This is a genomic window from Stenotrophomonas sp. 2619 (assembly GCF_040548725.1).
Taxonomy (GTDB): Bacteria; Pseudomonadota; Gammaproteobacteria; order Xanthomonadales; family Xanthomonadaceae; genus Stenotrophomonas; species Stenotrophomonas maltophilia_AP.
Window position 1 is genome coordinate 1 of the sequence record NZ_JBEPSF010000015.1, and the last position, 20444, is coordinate 20444.

The following is a 20444-nucleotide window of genomic DNA, read 5'->3' on the forward strand; positions in this document are numbered from 1 at the left end:
AAGGAGGAGGCCGCGACGCGGCCGGGGGACATTTGCGCCAGGGGCCTACCGGCTGCTGCGGGGCCCTCACGCTCGCGACCGGCCCGATCGGAGACCCAAACCGCGCCTGCACACCCGGCCACCCGCGTAGCGTCGTGCTGACTCTGCGACGGCCCTCGCAGCAAGACGCTCCCCTTGGATGGAAGAAGAGCGCTCTTTTTAGGGCGTAGGGCCCCATCGTGCCGACCGGGGGTTAGTCCGTGATCGGCCCGGCCACTTCCTGCCCGGCCTGCCAGACCGCGCCGATGCGCTGGGTGTTGGCGATGTCGGTGAGCGGGTCCGCGTCCAGCACCAGCAGGTCGGCGCGCTTGCCGGCGGCGATCCGGCCACGGTCGGCCAGGCCCAGCAGGTCCGCCGCCTGCGAGGTGGCCACCTGCAATGCCTGTGCGGGGCTCAGCCCCGCCTGCACCAGCAACTGCAGCTCGCGGTGCTCGGCAACGCCGATCACCCGCTGCGGCATCGCACCGGCGTCGGTGCCGAAACCCAGCTTGACCCCGGCTGCCTGCAGGCGACGCACGTTCTCCAGGTTGGTCGCCACCGCGTCGCGCGCGGCCGGAATGCCGCTGCCGGCCAGTTGCGCGCGCTGCCACGCCGGCTGCGACCACCGGGCCAGCACGTCGCGGTGCAGGGCCTGGCGCAGGAACGGCTGCTGCAGCGCCTGCGGGTGCTCGGCGTACCAGTAGTTGGCCTCGTCGATGGCCAGCGTCGGGATGTACCACGTGCCCTGGTCGCGCATTTTCCTGGCCAGCATCGGATCGACCGCGCGGTCGCGGATGCCGTGGGCCAGGATGTCCACCTTGGCATCGACCAGGTCGCGGGCCTGGTCGAGGTCGTGGATGTGCGCGGCCACGGTGAGGCCGCGTGCATGCGCTTCGGCGATCGCGGCGCGGTAAACCTCCGGGGTCATCATCGGGCGCTTGCCGCCAAGGTCGTCCACCCACAGCTTGATCAGGTCGACGCCGTCGGCGTGCTGGGTGGCCACCGCCGCACGCGCCTGTTCGGCGGTGCGCGGGCGTGCGACCGGGTCGTGGCGCAGGCCCATGCTGTCGGCCGGTGGTGCGCCATCGGGCGCGCCGATCCCGCCGCCAGCACCGTACAGTTGCGCGCCCAGGGTGGGATCGGCGTTTACTTCCGTGCGGATGGCGAAGAAGTCGGCGCCATTCATGCCCAGCGCGGTAACGGTGGTGATGCCGTAGCGCTGGAACTGGCGCAGGTCACGCACCACGTTGTCGCGCGTGTAGTAGCGGTCGCCGTGCTCCAGTCCCTGCGTGTTGCCCACATGCGCGTGGTCGCTGACCAGCGCAGGCAGCAGCGTCTTGCCGGTGTAATCGATCCGGCGCGCGCCGGTGGCGGCAGCGGGCAGGGGCGTGCCGACATGCACGATGCGGGCGCCATCGATCAGCACCGGGGTGATGCCGCGATCGCGCTGGCCATCGAAGACGCGCGCGTTCTCCAGCAGGATCGGCTCGGCGGCCGCAGGCAGGGCGACGGTGGCAAGCAGCAGTGCCCATAGGCGGGTCGGTCGCATCGGCGGCTCCAGTCTTGGGGGAGGGGTGAGCCTACCCCATCGGACGGGTCGCGTTGCCGGCCAGCGGCCGACGATCACCTGCGCCTGTGGGCGCGCAGCAGGGGCAGGCTGATGGCGAAGAAGCACAGCAGGGCGCCGGCGAGCGCGAAACCGCTGCCCGCCAGGAAGGCGGTACGGCCCTGATCGATGCCCCACAGCTGGCCGGCGATCAGCGCGCCCAGCACGCCGCCCACGCCGGAGGAGAAACCGTACAGCAGTCCTTGGCCGTGGCCGTTGAGGCGACCGGGGAAATAGGTGGCCAGCATCTGCATCGCGGCTGCGAAGAATGCGGCAAACCCGAGGGCGTGCGCGGTCTGCGCCAGCAGCATCACCGGCAGGTTGTCCGGGAACAGCGCGGTGATAGCCCAGCGCACCGTGGAACTGAGCAGCGCGATCAGCAGCATCCAGCTGGCGTCATAGCGGCGGAAAAAGCGCCCGATGGTGAAGAACACGCCGACCTCGAACACCACCCCGATGGTCCACAGCAGCCCCAGCGTAGAGGTGGCATAGCCGTGGTGGTCCATGTAGACCGAGAAGAACGTGTAGTACGGACCGAACGACAGCTGTTCCATGAACGCGGCCAGGAAGAACGCCAGCACCTGCGGCTTGCGCACGATCTGCCAGAAGCCGGTCGCGTCGCCGTCGCTGCGCTGCAGGTTGCGCGCGTAGTAGTTGGCGAACCCCGAGGCGGTGAGCAGGCCGAACAGCGGCAGCATCAGCCACGGAAGCAGGTGTGCGTTGCCCGCGCCGCCGTCGCCTTCGATGATCCAGCCAAACAGCATCACCACCGCGATGAAGCCCAGCGAGCCCCACACCCGGATCAATCCGTAGCGATGGCTGTCGCTGCCCAGGTGGGTCAACGTGATCGATTCGAACTGCGGCATCACCGCGTTGTAGAAGAAGCAGAACGCGACCATCGCCGGGTACAGCCACGGTTGCGGCAGCGGCAGCAGGAACGCACAGAAGGTCAGTAGGGTCAGCACGCAGCCCAGCCGCAGCCAGAAGATGGGGCGCGGCGAGGCGGCGGCGAGCGAGGTCCAGGTGGTGGGCGCGACGATGCGGGTGGCATACCAGATGCCCATCATCACGCTGATTGCGGTGACGGTCATCCCGCGCGAGGTCAGGAACAGCGACCAGTACGGGGTGAACGCGCCCAGCGCGGCGTAGTAGACCAGGTAGAACGACGAGAGGCGGACGACCGGTACGGCGTCGCGGGTGGAGGCGGTCATGCGGGATCTCGGTGCGCGCGCACCCATCAACGGTGGGTACCAACCCCCACATTATGCCGGTAGCACCCGACCGTTGGTCGGGTGAACGACCCAGCGACCCCGCCGGTAGCACCCGACCGTCGGTCGGGGTGACGCCCTTATTCCGGATCGTAGTCCAGGTTCGACGCCAGCCAGCGTTCGGCCTGTGCCCGGTCCACGCCCTTGCGCTTGGCGTAGTCGGCCACCTGCTCGCGCGACACCCGCCCCACCACGAAATACTGGCTCTGCGGGTGGCTGAAGTAGTAGCCGGACACCGCCGCAGTGGGCAGCATCGCAAAACTCTCGGTCAGCTGCATATCGGCGTTGCGCTCGGCGTCCAGCAGTCGGAACAGCGTGGCTTTTTCACTGTGCTCGGGGCAGGCCGGGTAGCCCGGCGCCGGGCGGATGCCGCTGTATTTCTCGGCGATCAACGCCTCGTTGTCCAACTGCTCGTCCGGCTGGTAGCCCCAGTAGTCGGTGCGCACGTGCTGGTGCAGGCGCTCGGCCAGCGCTTCGGCGAAGCGGTCGGCCAGGGCCTTGAGCAGGATCGCGTTGTAGTCGTCGTGGTCGGCCTCGAAGCGGGCCACGTGCGCGTCGATGCCGATCCCGGCCGTCACCGCGAACGCGCCGATCCAGTCCTGCTTGCCGCTGTCGGCCGGGGCGATGAAATCGGCCAGGCAGAAGTCCGGGCGTTCGACCGGCTTGTCGACCTGCTGGCGCAGGAAGTGCAGCACCGCCGGGCCGTCATCGGTGCGCAGGTGCACGTCATCACCAACACTGTTGGCCGGCCACAGCCCGAACACCGCCTTGGCGGTCAGCCATTTCTCGCTGACGATGCGGTCGAGCATCGCGCGCGCGTCGCGGTACAGCTCGCTGGCCTGCGTGCCCACGATCTCGTCGGTGAGGATGGCCGGGTACTTGCCGGCCAGTTCCCAGGCCTGGAAGAACGGCGTCCAGTCAATCACGTCGACCAGGTCGGCCAGCGGGTAGTCGTGCAGCACGTGCAGGCCGGGCTTGTGCGGCGTGGGCGGGGTGTAGGCGGCCCAGTCGCCGCTGAAGCGCTGCGCGCGGGCCTTGGCCAGCGTCACCAGGCGCTTGGCGTCGCCACGGTTGCGATGGCGCTGGCGGATGTCGGCGTAGTCGGCCTCGTTGGCGGCCACGAAGGCCTCGCGCAGCTCGCTGGAGATCAGCGACTGGGCCACCCCGACCGCACGCGAGGCATCCTTCACCCACACCGTGGGCGCCTTGTAATGCGGGTCGATCTTCAGCGCGGTGTGCGCGCGCGAGGTGGTCGCACCGCCGATCATCAGCGGCATCGTGAAGCCCTGCCGCTGCATTTCGCGGGCGACGTGGCTCATCTCCTCCAGCGAGGGGGTGATCAGGCCGGACAGGCCGATGATGTCGGCATTCTCGGCGCGCGCGGCGTCGAGGATCTTCTGCGCCGGCACCATCACGCCGAGGTCGACCACCTCGAAGTTGTTGCAGGCCAGGACCACGCCGACGATGTTCTTGCCGATGTCATGCACGTCGCCCTTGACCGTGGCCATGATGATCTTGCCGTTGCTCTTGGCGGTGTCGCCGCTGCGCGCTTTCTCCGCTTCGATGTACGGCAGCAGGTAGGCCACGGCCTTCTTCATCACCCGCGCCGACTTGACCACCTGCGGCAGGAACATCTTGCCGGCGCCGAACAGGTCGCCCACGATGTTCATGCCGTCCATCAGCGGCCCTTCGATCACGTCCAGCGGGCGGCTGGACCGGGCGCGGGCTTCTTCGGTATCGGCTTCCACCCAGGCGTCCAAGCCATGCACCAGCGCATGCGCCAGGCGCGCGTCGATCGGCTTCTCGCGCCAGGCCAGGTCTTCGCCCTTGACCTCGCCCTTCTTGCCCTTGTAACGCTCGGCGATCTCCAGCAGGCGCTCGGTGCCGTCGCGGCGACGGTTGAGGATCACGTCCTCGACGCGTTCGCGCAGCTCCGGATCCAGCTCGTCGTAGATCGGCATGGCGCCGGCGTTGACGATGCCCATGTCCATGCCGGCGGCGATGGCGTGGTACAGGAACACCGCATGGATTGCCTGGCGCACGCTTTCGTTGCCGCGGAAGGAGAACGACACGTTCGAGACGCCGCCGGAGACATGGCAGTGCGGCAGGGTGCGCTTGATGATGCGGGTGGCTTCGATGAAGTCGACCGCGTAGTTGTCGTGTTCCTCGATGCCGGTGGCGACGGCGAAGATGTTCGGATCGAAAATGATGTCCTGCGGCGGGAAGCCGACCTCGTCCACCAGGATGCGGTAGGCGCGGGCGCAGATCTCCACCTTGCGCGCGCAGGTGTCGGCCTGGCCGTCCTCGTCGAAGGCCATCACCACCGCGGCCGCGCCATAGCGCAGCACCTTGCGCGCGTGCTCGATGAACTGCGCCTCGCCTTCCTTGAGCGAGATCGAATTGACCACGCTCTTGCCCTGCAGGCACTTCAGCCCGGCCTCGATCACGCTCCATTTGGAGGAGTCGACCATCACCGGAATGCGGGCGATGTCCGGCTCGGACATGATCAGGTTGAGGTAGCGCGTCATCGCCTTTTCGGAATCGATCAGGCCCTCGTCCATGTTCACATCGAGGATCTGCGCGCCGTTGGCCACCTGCTGGCGCGCCACGTCCACCGCCTCTTCGTAGCGCTCTTCCTTGACCAGCTTGCGGAACTGCGCGCTGCCGGTAACGTTGGTGCGCTCGCCGATATTGACGAACAGCAGGTCCGGCGTGATCACCAGCGGCTCGAGGCCGGACAGGCGGGTGGGGCGGGGAGTCGTCATGGGCGGGCTGGCACGTGCTGGCGGGGGAGGGTCAACGACAACGGGCGGCGGATGCGCTCACGCGGCATCCTCCAGGGCGGGGCCGGGCAGGGCGCGCGGCGGCAGGTCGGCCACCGCCTCGGCGATGGCGCGGATGTGCGCGGGGGTGGTGCCGCAGCAGCCGCCCACCAGGTTGAGCAGGCCAGCGCTGGCGAACTCGCGCAGGGTGCCGGCCATTTCCTCGGGGGTTTCGTCGTACTCGCCGAAGGCGTTGGGCAGGCCGGCATTGGGATGCGCGCTGACCAGGCAGTCGGCCACGATCGACAGGGTTTCCACGTGGGGGCACATGTCGTCGGCGCCCAGCGCGCAGTTCAGCCCGACCGACAGCGGCCGGCTGTGCGCCACCGAGGCATAGAACGCCTCGGCGGTCTGCCCGGACAGGGTGCGCCCGGACGCATCGGTAATGGTGCCGGAGATCATGATCGGCAGGCGCGCGCCGCGGTCGTCGAAGGCTTCTTCGATGGCGTACAGAGCGGCCTTGGCATTGAGCGTGTCGAAGATGGTTTCCACCATCAGCGTGTCCGCGCCGCCGTCGATCAGCCCGTCGATGGCTTCGCGGTAGGTCTCGCGCAGCGCATCGAAACTGGTATTGCGGAACCCGGGGTCATTCACGTCCGGGCTGATCGAGGCGGTGCGGCTGGTGGGCCCCAGCACGCCGATCACGAAGCGCGGCTTGTCCGGGGTGGTCGCGGCAACCGCGTCGCAGCACGCACGGGCGACCGCCGCGCCAGCTTTGTTGAGTTCGTAGACCAGGTGCTCCAGGTGGTAATCGGCCTGACTCACCGAGGTGGCATTGAAGGTATTGGTCTCCACCAGGTCCGCGCCTGCTTCCAGGTAGGCGGTGTGGATGCCGGCGATCACCTCCGGCTTGCTGAGCAGCAGCAGGTCGTTGTTGCCTTTCAGGTCGTGGCCTTCGGGGGCGGCGTGGTCGCAGCCGGCGCCATGCACATGCGCCACGTGGGTGCTGTCGTAGCCATCGACGAAGCGCGCGCCCCGGTAGTCGTCTTCCTGCAGACCGTGGCGCTGGATCATCGTGCCCATCGCGCCGTCGATGATCAGGATGCGCCGGGCAAGCGCTTGCTGCAGGGCGTGGACGCGATCGGGGTGCAACCAGGGCAGGGACGACATGGCGGGCCTCAGGGTTTGGTGGCGATCAGCGAGATGACTTCGAAATGCGGCGGGCGCTTCTCGCGGGTCACCGTTTCCAGGTTGGACACCACCAGCCCGGCCTTCTCGGCGAACTTGCGCAGTTCCTTGTCCGAGAAGCCCAGGTTGACGTGGCCGTAGGCATCCACGGCGGCCTTGTGTTCGTGCCGGGCCAGGCTGCACAGCAGCAGGCGCCCGCCCGAGCGCAGCACGCGCGCGCCTTCGGCCACGGCCTGGGCCGGCTTGGCCGCGTAGGTCAGGGCGTGCATCAGCACCACCAGGTCGAAGCTGCGGTCCTTGAACGGCAGCGCATGCATGTCGCCTTCGCGCACTTCCACGTTGGCCAGGCGGCGCAGGCGCTCGCTGGCGGCGGCCACCACGCGCGCGCTGGTGTCGATGCACACGTAGCGCTTGGCGTGCGGGGCGACCAGTTCGGCCAGCACGCCGTCGCCGGAGGCGATGTCGAGCACGTCGCCGGTTTCCAGCAGCGGCAGCGCGGTGCGCGCCAGCGCCTCCCAGGTGCGGCCGGGCGAGTAATGGCGCTCCATGTCGCCGGCGACGCTGTCGGCCCAGTTCTGGTCGGCCGCGCGGCTGGCCAGCACGGCCGCCACGCGTTCAGCATCCTGGCGCAGCAGCGGGTCGTCGCTGCCGGTGCTCAGGGCATGCCACAATGCCCGCTGGGCGGGGTCCAATGCGACATCGTCAAACCGGTAGTACGCCGACACTCCGGCGCGGCGGTCGCGCACCAGCCCCGCTTCCTTGAGCCGGGCCAAGTGGGTGGACACGCGTGGCTGGGCCAGCGTGGTGATGGCCGACAGCTCGGCCACGGTCAGTTCTTCCTGCTCCAGCAGTGCCAGCAGGCGCACGCGGGTGGCGTCGGCGAATACTTTCAGCCGGATCGACCAGTCCTCAAGATCCATAAATATCTACCTATCGCGATATAGAGATATTTTCGTCCCTGGCCGGGGTGGGGTCAAGTCAGCCGGGATTGCCCGCCCCCCGGTACAATCGCGCCACCTGGACGCGCGTTGCGCGGCCATAAAAATCACCATGTTCCCGGGAGGGTGTTGTGGATTTCAGTTTTACCGAAGAGCAGCTGATGCTGCAGGACGTTGCGCGCCGGATCGCGCAGGAAAAGATCGCGCCGAGCGCCGAACACCATGACCGTACCGGCGAATTCCCGCTGGACAACATCCGCCTGCTGGGTGAAAACGGCCTGATGGGCATCGAAGTGCCGGCCGAATACGGCGGCGCGGGCATGGACCCGATTGCCTACGTGCTGGCGATGGTGGAGGTCGCCGCTGGCGACGCAGCGCATTCGACCATCATGTCGGTCAATAACTCGCTGTTCTGCAACGGCATCCTGACCCACGGCAGCGAAGCGCAGAAGCAGAAGTACGTGCGCGCCATCGCCGAGGGCGAGGCCATCGGCGCGTTCGCGCTGACCGAGCCGCAGTCCGGTTCGGACGCCACCGCCATGCGCTGCCGCGCGGTGAAGCAGGCCGACGGCACCTTCGTGATCAACGGCAAGAAGAGCTGGATCACCTCCGGCCCGGTCGCCAAGTACATCGTGCTGTTTGCGATGACCGACCCGGAGCAGGGCGCGCGCGGCATCACCGCCTTCATGATCGACACCGACAAGGCTGGTTTCCACCGCGGCAAGACCGAGCCCAAGCTCGGCATCCGCGCCTCGGCCACCTGCGAGATCGAATTCCAGGACTACGTGGCCAGCGCCGACGAAGTGCTGGGCAAGGAAGGCGAGGGCTTCAAGATCGCCATGGGCGTGCTCGACGCCGGCCGTATCGGCATCGCGTCGCAGGCCATCGGCATCGCCCGCGCTGCCTATGAAGCGACCCTGGAGTACGTGCGGGACCGCAAGGCCTTCGGTGCGGCCATCGGCACCTTCCAGATGACCCAGGCCAAGATCGCCGACATGAAGTGCAAGCTGGACGCAGCGCTGCTGCTGACCCTGCGCGCGGCATGGGTGAAGGGCCAGGGCAAGCGTTTCAGCAATGAGGCGGCCATCGCCAAGCTGACCGCCTCTGAAGCAGCCATGTGGATCACCCACCAGGCCGTGCAGATCCACGGCGGCATGGGCTACTCCAAGGAAATGCCGCTGGAGCGCTACTTCCGTGATGCCAAGATCACCGAGATCTACGAGGGCACCTCGGAAATCCAGCGGCTGGTGATCGCGCGCAACGAGACCGGGTTGCGCTGATGTCGCCGGGCCACGACCCTCGGTCGTGGCCTTCCGGGCAGGTGCCGACCGTCGGTCGGCACGCCGGTGAGGCAGAATGTGCCCTCGTTTTTTGCCGGACATTCCATGCTCATCTACCGAGGCGCAGGTTTCCTGACCCTGCTCACCCCCATCGCCACGTTGCTGCTGCTGATGTGGCTGTGGCCCGATCCTGCCGTTGCCAAGGGCAACACCTCGCTGACCCAGTTACTGATCGGATTCGGCATCGGCGCGGCCATCAATGTGCTGCTGGGCCTGGTGCTCAACCGCGGCCCGCGCGCGCCGGGCGAGCATGCCCGCCATCATTTCTTCTTCGTGCCGATGCAGTGGCCGTCGCTGGTGATCGTGGTCGCCTGCGCCGCCGTGGCGCTGCTGCGCTGAGCGGCACTGCCGGCCGCTGGCCGGCAACCAAGCGGTCCGTGCACATCAGGGTAGTGCCGGCCGCTGGCCGGCAACCAGGCGGTCCATGCAATCAGGGTAGTGCCGGCCGCCGGCCGGCAACCAGGCGGTCCGTGCACATCAGGGTAGTGCCGGCCGCTGGCCGGCAACCAAGCGGTCCGTGCACATCAGGGTAGTGCCGGCCGCCGGCCGGCAACCAAGCGGTCCATGCATGGCACGTATCTGGAGGTGCCGGCCAGCGGCCGGCACTACCGGATCCAGGCATGCATCCGAACATGCGCCCGCCGATGAAGGCTGTACCACCCGGCAATGCACCGCCCACAAAAAAGTGCACGTAGATCAGGGTAGTGCCGGCCGCTGGCCGGCAACCAGGCGGTCCGTGCACATCAGGGTAGTGCCGGCCGCCGGCCGGCAACCAGGCGGTCCATGCATGGCACGTATCTGGATGAGCCGGCCAGCGGCCGGCACTACCGGATCCAGGCATGCATCCGAACATGCGCCCGCCGATCAAGGCTGTACCGCCCGGCAATGCACCGCCCAGAAAAAAAGCCCCGGCGCGTGCCGGGGCTTTTCCGTTTCAGCGCATCACCGCCGGATCAACGATCCGGGCGGTGCGTCGCGTTGGCTTCGCTCTGGCGCTCGACGAACTCCTTGGACGGCTCGTCCAGCTTGTCGCCCAGCATGCGGCGGACCACGATGAAGAACACCGGGATCATCAGCAGGCCCAGGAAGGTGGCGAACACCATGCCGCCGATCACGCCGGTACCGATGGCGTGGCGGGCATTGGCGCCCGCACCGGTGGAGATGGCCATCGGCACCACGCCGAGGATGAAGGCGAAGGAGGTCATCAGGATCGGACGGAAGCGCAGGCGGGAGGCCTCGATGGTGGCCTCGCGCAGGGTCTTGCCGGCCGCACGCTGTTCCACCGCGAACTCCACGATCAGGATGGCGTTCTTGGCCGCCAGGCCGATCACGGTGATCAGGCCGATCTTGAAGTACAGATCGTTGGGCAGGCCACGGGCCAGCGAGAACGCCAGCGCACCGAGCACGCCCAGCGGCACCACCAGCAGCACCGCCACCGGGATCGACCAGCTTTCATACAGCGCGGCCAGGCACAGGAACACCACCACGATGGACAGCACCAGCAGCAGCGTTGCCGCGTTGCCGGCCAGGATTTCCTGGTAGCTCATGCCGGACCAGTCGTAGCCGAAGCCGGCCGGCAGGTCGTCGCTGACGATCCGCTCCATCGCCTGCATCGCCTCACCCGAGCTGCGCCCCGGTGCCTGCGAACCGACGATGTTGACCGCCGAGTAGCCGTTGTAGCGGCTCAGCGACGGCGGTGCGGACACCCACTCGGACTTCACCACGGTGCTCAGCGGAATCATCGCCGGGGTGCCGTCTGCGTTGGTCTGCAGGCTGCTGGGCGTGTAGAAGCTGTTGAGCGACTCGGCACCGGTGCGATACGGGCCGTCGGCCTGCATGGTCACGCGCTTGATGCGGCCTTCGTAGAAGAAGTCGTTGACGTACACCGGGGCCAGCATCAGCTGGATGGTGCTGTACACGTCCGACACCGACAGCCCCATCGTCTGGGCCTGCACGCGGTCCACGTGCAACTGCAGCTGCGGGGCATTTTCCAGGCCGTTGGGACGCACGCCGGTGAGCAGGTCGCTTTCCTCGGCCGCCTTGCCCAGCAGCACGTTGCGGGCCTGCGTCAGCTGTTCATAGCCGGCGCCGCCACGGTCCTGCAGCCACATGTCGAAGCCGCCGAACTGGCCCAGGCCCTGCACGGTGGGCAGGTTGACCACGAAGATCTGCGCTTCCTTGATGCCGTAGAAAGCACCGTTCATGTTCTGGATGAACTCGGGCACGGTGACCTTGCGGTCGGCCCACGGCTTGAGCCGGATGAAGCCCATGCCGACGTTTTCACCGGAGCCGACGAAGCTGAAACCGGCCACCTGCAGCATGCCTTCGAAGCCTTCCTGGTCCTTGAGCACGCCACGCATCTGCGCGAAGGCCTGGTTGGTCTGCGACTTGGTCGAGCCCGGGGGCAGCTGCACGATCGCCAGCGCATAACCCTGGTCTTCCTCGGGCAGGAAGCTGCCCGGCATGCGGGTGAACAGGAAGCCGCACAGCACGGTGAGCACCACGAACAGGATCATCCAGCGCGGGGCATGGCGCACCGCCGAGGTGATGTGGCCCACGTAGGTGCCGCTGATCTTGTCGTAGTACTTGTTGAAGGTGCGGTAGACGACGTTCGGCTTGTCGGAGTGGGTCGGCTTGAGGAAGGTCGCGCACAGGGCCGGGGTGAAGCCCAGCGCCAGGAACGCGGAGAAGCCCATCGCGATGGCGATGGTCAGCGCGAACTGCTTGTAGATCTCACCGGCCGCACCGCCCTGCAGGGCCGACGGAATGAACACCGCCGCCAGCACCACGGTAATGGCGACCACCGCACCGGTGATCTGGGTCATGGCCTTCTGGGTGGCGGCCTTGGGCGGCAGCTTCTCCTCGGTCATGATGCGTTCGACGTTCTCGATCACCACGATCGCGTCATCGACCACGATGCCGATCGCCAGCACCATCGCAAACAGGGTCAGCTGGTTGATGGTGAAGCCGATGACGCTCATGCCCAGGAAGGTGCCGAGCAGGGCCACCGGGATGACCAGGGTGGGGATCAGGGTGGCGCGGAAGTTCTGCAGGAAGATCAGCATCACCAGGAACACCAGCACGACCGCTTCGATCAGGGTCTTGACCACTTCCTCGATCGAGATCTTGACGAAGGTGGTGCTGTCGTACGGCGAGAACCAGCTGACACCGGACGGGAAGCTCGGCGACAGTTCGTCCATCTTGGCAGTGACCGCATTGGCCACGTTCAGGGCGTTGGCGCCCGGCAGCAGCTGGATCGCGAAGGCACCGGTCGGCTTGCCGTTGTACTGGGTGTCAAAGCCGTAGTTGTTGGCGCCGAAGGCGATCCGGGCGATGTCCTTGAGCATTACCCGCGAGCCGTCGGCATTGGCGCGCAGGATGATCTGCTCGAACTGCTCAGGCGAGCTGAAGCGGCCTTCGGCCGAGACCGTGGCGGTGAAGTAGTGGCCCTGCGGGGACGGGTCCGAGCCCAGCGAACCGGCCGCGAACTGCACGTTCTGGGCCTTGATCGCCGCCAGTACCTGGCTGGCCGACAGGCCGTAGCCCTGCATCTTCTCCGGGTTGAGCCAGATGTTCATGGCGTACTCGGAACCGAACTGCTGGGTGCTGCCGACGCCGGGGATACGCGAGATCTGGTCGAGCACGCGCGAACCGACGATGTCGTTGAGGGCGTCACGGTCGATCGAGGCGGTGTCGGACTGCAACGCCACCACCATCAGGAAGCCGGCGTTGGCCTTGGCCACCACCACGCCCTGCTGGGTCACTTCGGTGGGCAGGCGCGGGGTGGCCAGCGACACCTTGTTCTGCACCTGGACCTGGGCGATGTCCGGATCGGTACCGGTCTCGAAGGTCAGGGTGATCGAGGCGCGGCCATTGGAGGCCGACGACGAACTGAAATACAGCAGATGATCGATACCGGTCAGCTGCTGTTCGATCACCTGGGTGACCGACTTTTCGGTGGTGTCGGCGCTGGCGCCGGGGTAGGTGGCGCTCACCGTCACCTGGGGAGGTGCGATGCTCGGGTAGGACTCCACGCCCAGACCCAGGATCGAGATCACGCCCGAAAGCGAAATCAGGATCGCGACCACCCAGGCGAAGACCGGGTGTTCAATGAAAAATTTAGGCATGACGGAGGGTTCCCGTTATTGCTTGTTCGGTTCGGCAGCCGGAGCGGCGTCGGACGTTTTGGCGGCGGCGTCGGCCGGGGCAGCAGCATCGGGCTTGGCCGCGGCGACCGGTGCGGCACCGGCCGGCGCAGCACCCGCAGGCGCCTTGCCATTGGCCGCGGCGGCGTCGGGGTTCCACGGGGTGGCCTTGGCCGGGGCGCCTTCCTTGACCTTCTGCACGCCGGCCACGATCACCTGGTCGCCGGCTTCGAGACCGCCACTGACCAGCCAGTTGGTGCCTTGCTGGCCTTCGCTCTTGACGTTCTTGCGCGCCACCTTGCCGTCCTTGCCGACCACCAGCACGTAGCCGCCGGTGGTATCGCGCTGCAGCGCCTGCAGCGGCACCAGGTAGGCGTTGTTGCGCTCACCCAGCGTGGCCTGGAAGCTGACGAAGGCACCCGGCAGCAGGATCTGCTGCGGGTTGGGCAGCACCGCGCGCAGCGACACCGCGCCAGTGGTGGGGTCCACCGTGGTCGAGGAGAAGTCCAGCGTGCCCGGCTGGTCGTAGACCGTGCCGTCGGACAGCTTGACCTGCACGGTGGACTTGCCGTCCCCGCTCAGGGCCAGCTGGCCCTTGGCCTGCGCGGCGCGCATCTGGGTCAGTTCGTCCACGCTCATCGAGAAGTTCACGTACAGCGGGTCCAGCTGGTCCACGGTGGTCAGCAGGGTCACATCGCCCTGGCCCACCAGCGCGCCTTCGGTGACCTGCTGCTTGCCGGCGCGGCCACTGATCGGCGCGGTCACTTCGGCGTAGCCGAGGTTGATCTTCGCGCTGGTCAAGGCGGCCTGGGCCTGCTGCACGGCGGCAGCGGCGGTCCGCTCGGTGGCTTCGGCCGCGTCCAGGTCGGACTTGGACACATACTTCTGCGGGGCCAGCGAACGGGCGCGGTTGGCCGCGGCCTTGGCGTTGGCGTAGGTCGCCTGGGCCGAGGCCAGTTCGGCCTGCGAGGCATTCAAGGACGCGCGCAGCGGGGCCGGGTCGATCAGGAACAGGACCTGGCCCTGCTTGACGTCGGCGCCTTCCTGGTAGACACGCTTGAGCAGCACGCCGGGCACGCGGGCGCGCACATCGGCGCTGCGGTACGGCGACAGGCGGCCGACCAGCTCACGCTGCAACGGCAGGGTCTGCGGCTTGGCATCGATCACGCCCACTTCCGGCGGCGGGGGCGTCTGCTGCTCTGGCTTCTTGCAAGCGGTCAGTGCAACAGCAACTGCGCAGGTCAGGGCAAGGCTGCGGAGTGGGGCGATCATCAGGAAAAACTCCGGTGTTGGTTTGAATGCAATGCCGCGGCGGTTTCCGGCGTGGCAAACGCGCGCAGGAAGCTGTCAACGGAGAATTCGGCCCAGCGGCGGCGCTCGGTGGCGTCGGCGCGATGGGGGGTATGGAAGCGTTGTTTCTCGAAATCCACGCCGGCGATCATGCTCAATAGCAGTTCGGCCATGAAGTGCGGGTCGTCATGCCTGAGCTGGCCTTCCTCACTGCGCACGGCAAGCCATTCAGCCACGTGAAGAACCAGCGCGCCGGCCCCGTCCCGGTAGAGCGCACGCGCTTCCTGCGGGAACTGGGCGGTGTCGGTGGCGATCAGCCGGCGGGCCTGCATCACGTGTGGCTGGTTGCAGTGCTCCAGGTACTCGGTGGCGAACCGCAGCAGGCTGCCGCGCAGGTCGCCCTGCTCCAGGCTGTGCAACCCGGCGGTGGCGCGACTGACGTGGCGCTGCATCACCCGGCGCAGCAGTTCCTGCTTGCTGCCGTAGCGGCTGTAGAGGGTCTGCTTGGAACACCCGGCCTGCTGGGCCACCGCATCCATGCTGATCTGCATGCCCTGGGTGGCGAAGAGGTCGCGCACGGCATCGAACACGCGCTGGTCGCGCGCATCCAGGGTGCTGGCGGCGGGGTGGGGGGGATTCACGCGGTGGACTATACCGTCCAGTTCAGAATTGGAGAAGCCTTGTGTTTGCGCGGGATCTGATACCCATCGTCAAGTTGCCACGAACGTGGCCGATGCTTGGCTGCGTGTGGATCTCCCACGCGAACGTCCGTACCCGTGCGGATTGACCATCGCGACGTAAACGCCACCCAACCCGAATCACCTTATTCCGTCCTGCAGCAAGGTATTTTTGTGCGGTAGGCCTACAATTTCATTTTCCCAACTGAGCAACACGCACCGCTCCGTCATGAAATCGCAGAAACCAGCAGCCAAGACCGTGAAAAACAAATCCAAACCAGCCGATACGCAGACTGTTTCGCCAGTGGGCTTCTCGCTGGAGCCGGTGTACACGGCCTTGCGCAAGCGCTACCCGGCGGCCGGGCAGGCCGAGGCCGTCGCATTTGCCGCCGACTTCTACAAGCGCATGGAGGCGGACGAGTTCCCGCACCACACCGCCGAGGAGTGGGCCGCCCTGGCGGCCGACACGCTGGAGTTCGCCCGCGTGCGCAAGTCCGGCAAGGCCAATGTGCGTGTGTTCAACCCGACCCTGAAGGGCAACGGGTGGGAGTCGCCGCATACGGTGCTGCAGATCGTCAATGACGACATGCCGTTCCTGGTCGATACGGTGACCATGTCGCTGGCCGAGCATGGCATCGGCGTGCACGTGCTGGGCCACCCGGTGATCCGCTTCGCGCGCGACAAGGCCGGCAAGCTGAGCGGTGTCAGCGACGGCAACGCCGAATCGGTGATGCTGCTGGAAATCGACCGCCAGCCGGCCGAAGCCATGGCCGACGTCGAGCAGGCGATCGTCAAGGCGCTGGACGAGGTGCGTGCCATCGTCGGCGACTGGGACGCGATGCGCAGCAAGGCCAAGAGCCTGGCCGACGACCTCGGCACCCGCCAGCTGCCGATCGACGCGGCCTCGCGCGCCGAAGCACAGGAATTCCTGCGCTGGGCCGCCGACAACCACTTCACCTTCTTCGGCTACCGCGAATACCGCGTGGAGAAGCAGGGCAAGGAAGACGTGCTGGCGCCGCTCAACGAGACCGGCCTGGGCCTGATGCGCGGCAAGGACAAGTCCGCCGCCCGTCCGGTCAAGACCCTCGCCGCGCAGGGCCTCAACGCCACCACCGGGTTGAAGGACGCGCTGATCCTGACCAAGACCAATGCCCGTTCGCGCGTTCACCGCGCCGGCTACATGGACTACATCGGCGTGCTGGAATTCGACGCCAAGGGCAAGATCATCGGCGAGCAGCGCTTCCTGGGCCTGTTCACCTCCAGCGCCTACAACCGTCGCCCGTGGGAAATCCCGCTGGTGCGTCAGCGCCACGAATATGTGATGAGCCACTCCGGCCTGGCGCCGAGCAGCCATAGCGGCAAGGCCCTGCGCCACATCCTGGAAACCCTGCCGCGCGAAGAGCTGTTCCAGTCCAGCGAGGACGAACTGTTCCGCACCGCCATGGGCGTGCTGGGCCTGCAGGAGCGCGTGCGCAGCCGCCTGTTCCTGCGCCGCGACAAGTACAGCCGTTTCATCTCCGCGCTGGTCTACCTGCCGCGCGAACGCTTCAACACCGACGTGCGCCTGCGCATCGAAGCGATGCTCAAGGACGCCCTGCAGGGCGAGTACGTGGACAGCTCGGTGGTCCTGGGCGAATCGCCGCTGGCCCAGGTGCACCTGATCGTGCGCCCGAAGGCTGGCCAGACCCTGGAAGTGGACACCAGCGCGCTGGAACAGAAGCTGGCCCAGGTGCTGCGCAACTGGCAGGACGACCTGCGCGAAGCGCTGGTGGCCCGCCACGGTGAAAGCGAAGGCCTGCGCATTGCCGCCCGTATCGGCAAGGCCCTGCCGGCCGGCTACATCGAAGACTCGAGCACCGAGATCGCGGCCAACGACGTCAGCCAGCTCGACGCCCTGACCGGTCCGGACGACCTGCGCCTGAGCCTGCAGGCCGTGCAGCGCGAAGGCGGCGACGGCCTGCGCCTGAAGCTGTACCGCCAGCTGGACGACATTCCGCTGTCGGACGCGCTGCCGATGATGGAAAACATGGGCCTGCGCGTGATCGCCGAGCGTCCGTACCGCCTCACGGTGGACAACGCGCCGGTGTACGTGCAGGACTTCGAAGTGGAATCGGTGGCCGGTGCGATCGACGCCCCGAGCGTGGATGCCGCCTTCGGTGAAACCTTCGCCCGCGTGTGGCACGGCGATGCCGAGAACGACGGCTTCAACCGCCTGGTGCTGGCCGCTGGCCTGCATTGGCGCCAGGTGGCGATGCTGCGTGGCTACTGCAAGTACCTGCTGCAGACCGGCGTGCCGTTCTCGCAGGCCTATGTGGAAGGCACCTTCACCCGCTACCCGCTGCTGGCGCGCCTGCTGGTGGAACTGTTCGAAGCCCGCTTCGACCCGGCCACGGGCCACGAGAGCAAGGACGCCATCGCCGAGGGCCAGGCCCAGCTGCGCGAGCACCTGACCGTGCTGGCCGGCGGCGACGAGGCCACCCTGAAGGTGCTCAAGACCGTGGTCGACGCCCGCAAGGGCGACCGCAAGGCACAGATGGATGCCGCGCGCGACGCGCTGCTGAAGCTGATGGACCGCGTTTCCAGCCTGGATGAAGACCGCATCCTGCGCAGCTTCATGGGCGTGATCGACGCCACCCTGCGTACCAGCTACTACCAGACCGATGCCAACGGCCAGCACGGCCATGTCATCAGTTTCAAGTTCGATTCGGCGCTGGTGCCGGACCTGCCCAAGCCGCGCCCGTACCGCGAAATCTTCGTGTACGGCCCGCGCGTGGAAGGTACCCACCTGCGCTTTGGCGCAGTGGCCCGTGGCGGCCTGCGCTGGTCGGACCGTCGCGAAGACTTCCGCACCGAAGTGCTGGGCCTGGTCAAGGCGCAGATGGTCAAGAACACGGTCATCGTGCCGGTTGGCGCGAAGGGCGGCTTCTTCGCCAAGGTGCCGCCGGCCAGCGGCGACCGTGATGCGGTGTTCGCCAACGGCGTGGCCTGCTACAAGCTGTTCATCCAGGGCCTGCTGGACATCACCGACAACATCGTCAACAACAAGATCGTGCCGCCGGTGGACGTGGTCCGCCACGACATGGACGACCCGTACCTGGTGGTGGCGGCCGACAAGGGCACCGCGACCTTCTCCGACATCGCCAACGGCCTGGCCATCGCGCACGGCTTCTGGATGGGCGACGCGTTCGCCTCCGGTGGTTCGGTCGGTTACGACCACAAGGGCATGGGCATCACCGCGCGCGGCGCGTGGGAGTCGGTCAAGCGCCACTTCCGTGCCCTGGGCCGTGACAGCCAGAGCCAGGATTTCACCACCGTGGGCGTCGGCGACATGTCCGGCGACGTGTTCGGCAACGGCATGCTGCTGTCGCGCCACATCCGCCTGGTGGCCGCGTTCGATCACCGCCACATCTTCCTGGACCCGAACCCGGATGCGGCCACCACGTTCGTCGAACGTGAGCGCCTGTTCACCGTGCCGCGTTCCAGCTGGGCCGACTACGACGCCAAGCTGATCAGCAAGGGCGGTGGCGTGTACCCGCGCAGCCTGAAGTCGATCGAGATCACCCCGCAGGTGCGTGAGGTGCTGGGCCTGGACGAGAACGTCAAGGCGATGTCGCCCAACGACCTGATGAGCGCCATCCTCAAGGCCCCGGTGGACCTGCTGTGGAACGGCGGCATCGGCACCTACGTCAAGGCCGCCAGCGAGCAGCACAGCGACGTGGGCGACCGCGCCAACAACGCGCTGCGCGTCAATGGTGGCGAGCTGCGCTGCAAGGTGGTGGGCGAGGGCGGCAACCTGGGCATGACCCAGCTGGGCCGCATCGAGGCTGCCCAGGCCGGCGTGCTGCTCAACACCGACTTCATCGACAACTCGGCCGGTGTGGACACCTCCGACCATGAAGTCAACATCAAGATCCTGCTCAACGATGTGGTGCGGGCCAAGAAGCTGACCGTTGAACAGCGCAACAAGCTGCTGGCGTCGATGACCGACGAAGTGGCCGCGCTGGTGCTCAACGACAACTACCGCCAGAACCAGGCCCTGAGCCTGATGGAGCGGATGGCGGTCAAGCGCCTGGGGTCCAAGCAGCACTTCATCCGCACGCTGGAGCAGCAGGGCCTGCTCGATCGCCAGATCGAGTACCTGCCCTCCGATGCGGAGCTGTCGGCACGCAAGGCGCGCGGCCAGGGCCTGACCCGTCCGGAACTGTCGGTGCTGCTGTCCTATTCCAAGCTGGTGGCGTTTGCCCAGCTGCTGGATTCGGACATCCCGGAAGATCCGTACCTGTCCAAGGAACTGCAGCGTTACTTCCCGACGCCGCTGCAGAAGAAGTACGCCGACGCGATGGAGCGTCACCGCCTGAAGCGCGAAATCATCGCCACGGCCGTGACCAACCAGACCATCAACCGGATGGGCGCCACGTTCCTGATGCGCATGCAGGAAGACACCGGCCGCAGCGTGGCCGAGGTTGCCAAGGCCTACACGATCAGCCGTGAAACGCTGGACGCACGTGCACTGTGGGCGCAGATCGATGCGCTCGACGGCACGCTGCCCGAATCGGTGCAGATCGATGCGCTGGAAGTGATCTGGAAGCTGCAGCGTTCGTTCGTGCGCTGGCTGCTGTCGCGCCCGGGCACCATGCCGGGCATCACCGAGGCGGTGAACCGCTACCAGGCCGCGTTCAACGACATCCGCGTGGCGTCGGGCGTGCTGCCCGATTCGCAGCGCCCGGCCTACGAGGCGAGCGTGGCCGAGTGGAAGGAAAAGGGCCTGCCGCCGGCACTGGCGCAGCAGCTGTCCGAGCTGCAGTTCCTGGAACCGGCGTTCGACATCATCGAACTGGCCCGGACCCGCAAGCTGAAGCCGGTGGACGTGTCCAAGATCCACTTCCGCCTGGGCGACGCCCTGCAGCTGCCGTGGCTGTTCGAGCAGATCGACGCGCTGGAGGTCAACGGTCGTTGGCATGCCGTGGCACGTGGCGTGCTGCGCGACGAGCTGGCCGCCCACCATCGCAACCTGGCTGCCCAGGTGCTGTCGATGAAGGGCAGCAGCGCCGAAGCCAAGGTGGCCGCCTGGATCGGCCGTGACGACAGCAGCCTGCGCTTCACGCTGTCGATGCTGGCCGAACTGGCCGAGCAGAAGACCCTGGACTACCCGACCGTCTCGGTCGCGGTGCAGCGCCTGGGTCAGCTCGCGGCGCATGGTGCGTAAGCGCAT

The 20444-nt window shown here is 67.2% G+C and carries 10 protein-coding genes and 1 pseudogene; 3 read left to right on the plus strand and 8 right to left on the minus strand.

The features are described 5' to 3' along the window. Positions 1-232: 232 nt before the first annotated feature. The 5 genes from ABIA71_RS15040 to ABIA71_RS15060 all read right to left on the minus strand — a co-directional run bounded on the left by ABIA71_RS15040 (position 233) and on the right by ABIA71_RS15060 (position 7762). Positions 233-1567, minus strand: a complete 1335-nt coding sequence (locus tag ABIA71_RS15040; protein WP_354286233.1) for an amidohydrolase family protein — start codon at positions 1565-1567, stop codon at positions 233-235. A 74-nt stretch (positions 1568-1641) separates the two neighbouring features. After that, entirely contained in the window at positions 1642-2835 is a 1194-nt protein-coding gene (locus tag ABIA71_RS15045) for an MFS transporter (protein ID WP_354286235.1), read from the minus strand. A gap of 137 nt (positions 2836-2972) precedes the next feature. Next, entirely contained in the window at positions 2973-5657 is a 2685-nt protein-coding gene (gene metH / locus ABIA71_RS15050; RefSeq protein ID WP_354286237.1) for a methionine synthase, read from the minus strand. Between the two features lie 57 nt (positions 5658-5714). Next, positions 5715-6824, minus strand: a complete 1110-nt coding sequence (locus tag ABIA71_RS15055; RefSeq protein ID WP_354286239.1) for a homocysteine S-methyltransferase family protein — start codon at positions 6822-6824, stop codon at positions 5715-5717. 8 nt (positions 6825-6832) lie between these two features. Further along, positions 6833-7762 carry an ArsR/SmtB family transcription factor gene (locus ABIA71_RS15060; RefSeq protein ID WP_354286241.1) on the minus strand — a complete coding sequence of 310 codons (930 nt, stop codon included), beginning with the start codon at positions 7760-7762 and terminating at the stop codon, positions 6833-6835. A 149-nt stretch (positions 7763-7911) separates the two neighbouring features. Here ABIA71_RS15060 and ABIA71_RS15065 point away from each other — a divergent pair, with 149 nt between their 5' ends. Together ABIA71_RS15065 and ABIA71_RS15070 are read left to right on the plus strand one after the other, a co-directional pair. Further along, positions 7912-9060, plus strand: a complete 1149-nt coding sequence (locus tag ABIA71_RS15065; protein ID WP_128098236.1) for an acyl-CoA dehydrogenase family protein — start codon at positions 7912-7914, stop codon at positions 9058-9060. Positions 9061-9165: 105 nt separating this feature from the next. Continuing rightward, positions 9166-9459: a hypothetical protein gene (locus ABIA71_RS15070; RefSeq protein ID WP_354286243.1), complete on the plus strand. Its 294-nt coding sequence runs from the start codon at positions 9166-9168 to the stop codon at positions 9457-9459. Positions 9460-10073: 614 nt separating this feature from the next. On the opposite strand, the gene ABIA71_RS15075 is transcribed toward ABIA71_RS15070, so the two are convergent. The 3 genes from ABIA71_RS15075 to ABIA71_RS15085 are packed head-to-tail and all read right to left on the minus strand — an operon-like array spanning position 10074 to position 15196. Beyond that, positions 10074-13247: a multidrug efflux RND transporter permease subunit gene (locus ABIA71_RS15075; RefSeq protein WP_354286246.1), complete on the minus strand. Its 3174-nt coding sequence runs from the start codon at positions 13245-13247 to the stop codon at positions 10074-10076. Between the two features lie 15 nt (positions 13248-13262). Next, complete coding sequence (locus tag ABIA71_RS15080) at positions 13263-14537, minus strand: efflux RND transporter periplasmic adaptor subunit (protein WP_354286251.1); 1275 nt, start codon at positions 14535-14537, stop codon at positions 13263-13265. Continuing rightward, entirely contained in the window at positions 14537-15196 is a 660-nt protein-coding gene (locus tag ABIA71_RS15085) for a TetR/AcrR family transcriptional regulator (RefSeq protein ID WP_159497179.1), read from the minus strand. Before ABIA71_RS15085 ends, ABIA71_RS15080 begins: the two co-directional genes overlap by 1 nt. A 346-nt stretch (positions 15197-15542) precedes the next feature. On the opposite strand from ABIA71_RS15085, the pseudogene ABIA71_RS15090 reads away from it, so the two are divergent. After that, positions 15543-20438, plus strand: a pseudogene (locus ABIA71_RS15090) (NAD-glutamate dehydrogenase); the annotation flags it as partial. Between the last annotated feature and the right edge of the window lie 6 nt (positions 20439-20444).

Excerpts from the sequence above, each read along its gene's own strand:
- ABIA71_RS15040 (WP_354286233.1), bottom strand. The coding sequence starts at position 1,567 with ATGCGACCGACCCGCCTATGGGCACTGCTGCTTGCCACCGTCGCCCTG.
- metH (WP_354286237.1), bottom strand. The coding sequence starts at position 5,657 with ATGACGACTCCCCGCCCCACCCGCCTGTCCGGCCTCGAGCCGCTGGTG.
- ABIA71_RS15080 (WP_354286251.1), bottom strand. The coding sequence starts at position 14,537 with ATGATCGCCCCACTCCGCAGCCTTGCCCTGACCTGCGCAGTTGCTGTT.
- ABIA71_RS15055 (WP_354286239.1), bottom strand. The coding sequence starts at position 6,824 with ATGTCGTCCCTGCCCTGGTTGCACCCCGATCGCGTCCACGCCCTGCAG.
- ABIA71_RS15060 (WP_354286241.1), bottom strand. The coding sequence starts at position 7,762 with ATGGATCTTGAGGACTGGTCGATCCGGCTGAAAGTATTCGCCGACGCC.
- ABIA71_RS15075 (WP_354286246.1), bottom strand. The coding sequence starts at position 13,247 with ATGCCTAAATTTTTCATTGAACACCCGGTCTTCGCCTGGGTGGTCGCG.
- ABIA71_RS15070 (WP_354286243.1), top strand. The coding sequence starts at position 9,166 with ATGCTCATCTACCGAGGCGCAGGTTTCCTGACCCTGCTCACCCCCATC.
- ABIA71_RS15045 (WP_354286235.1), bottom strand. The coding sequence starts at position 2,835 with ATGACCGCCTCCACCCGCGACGCCGTACCGGTCGTCCGCCTCTCGTCG.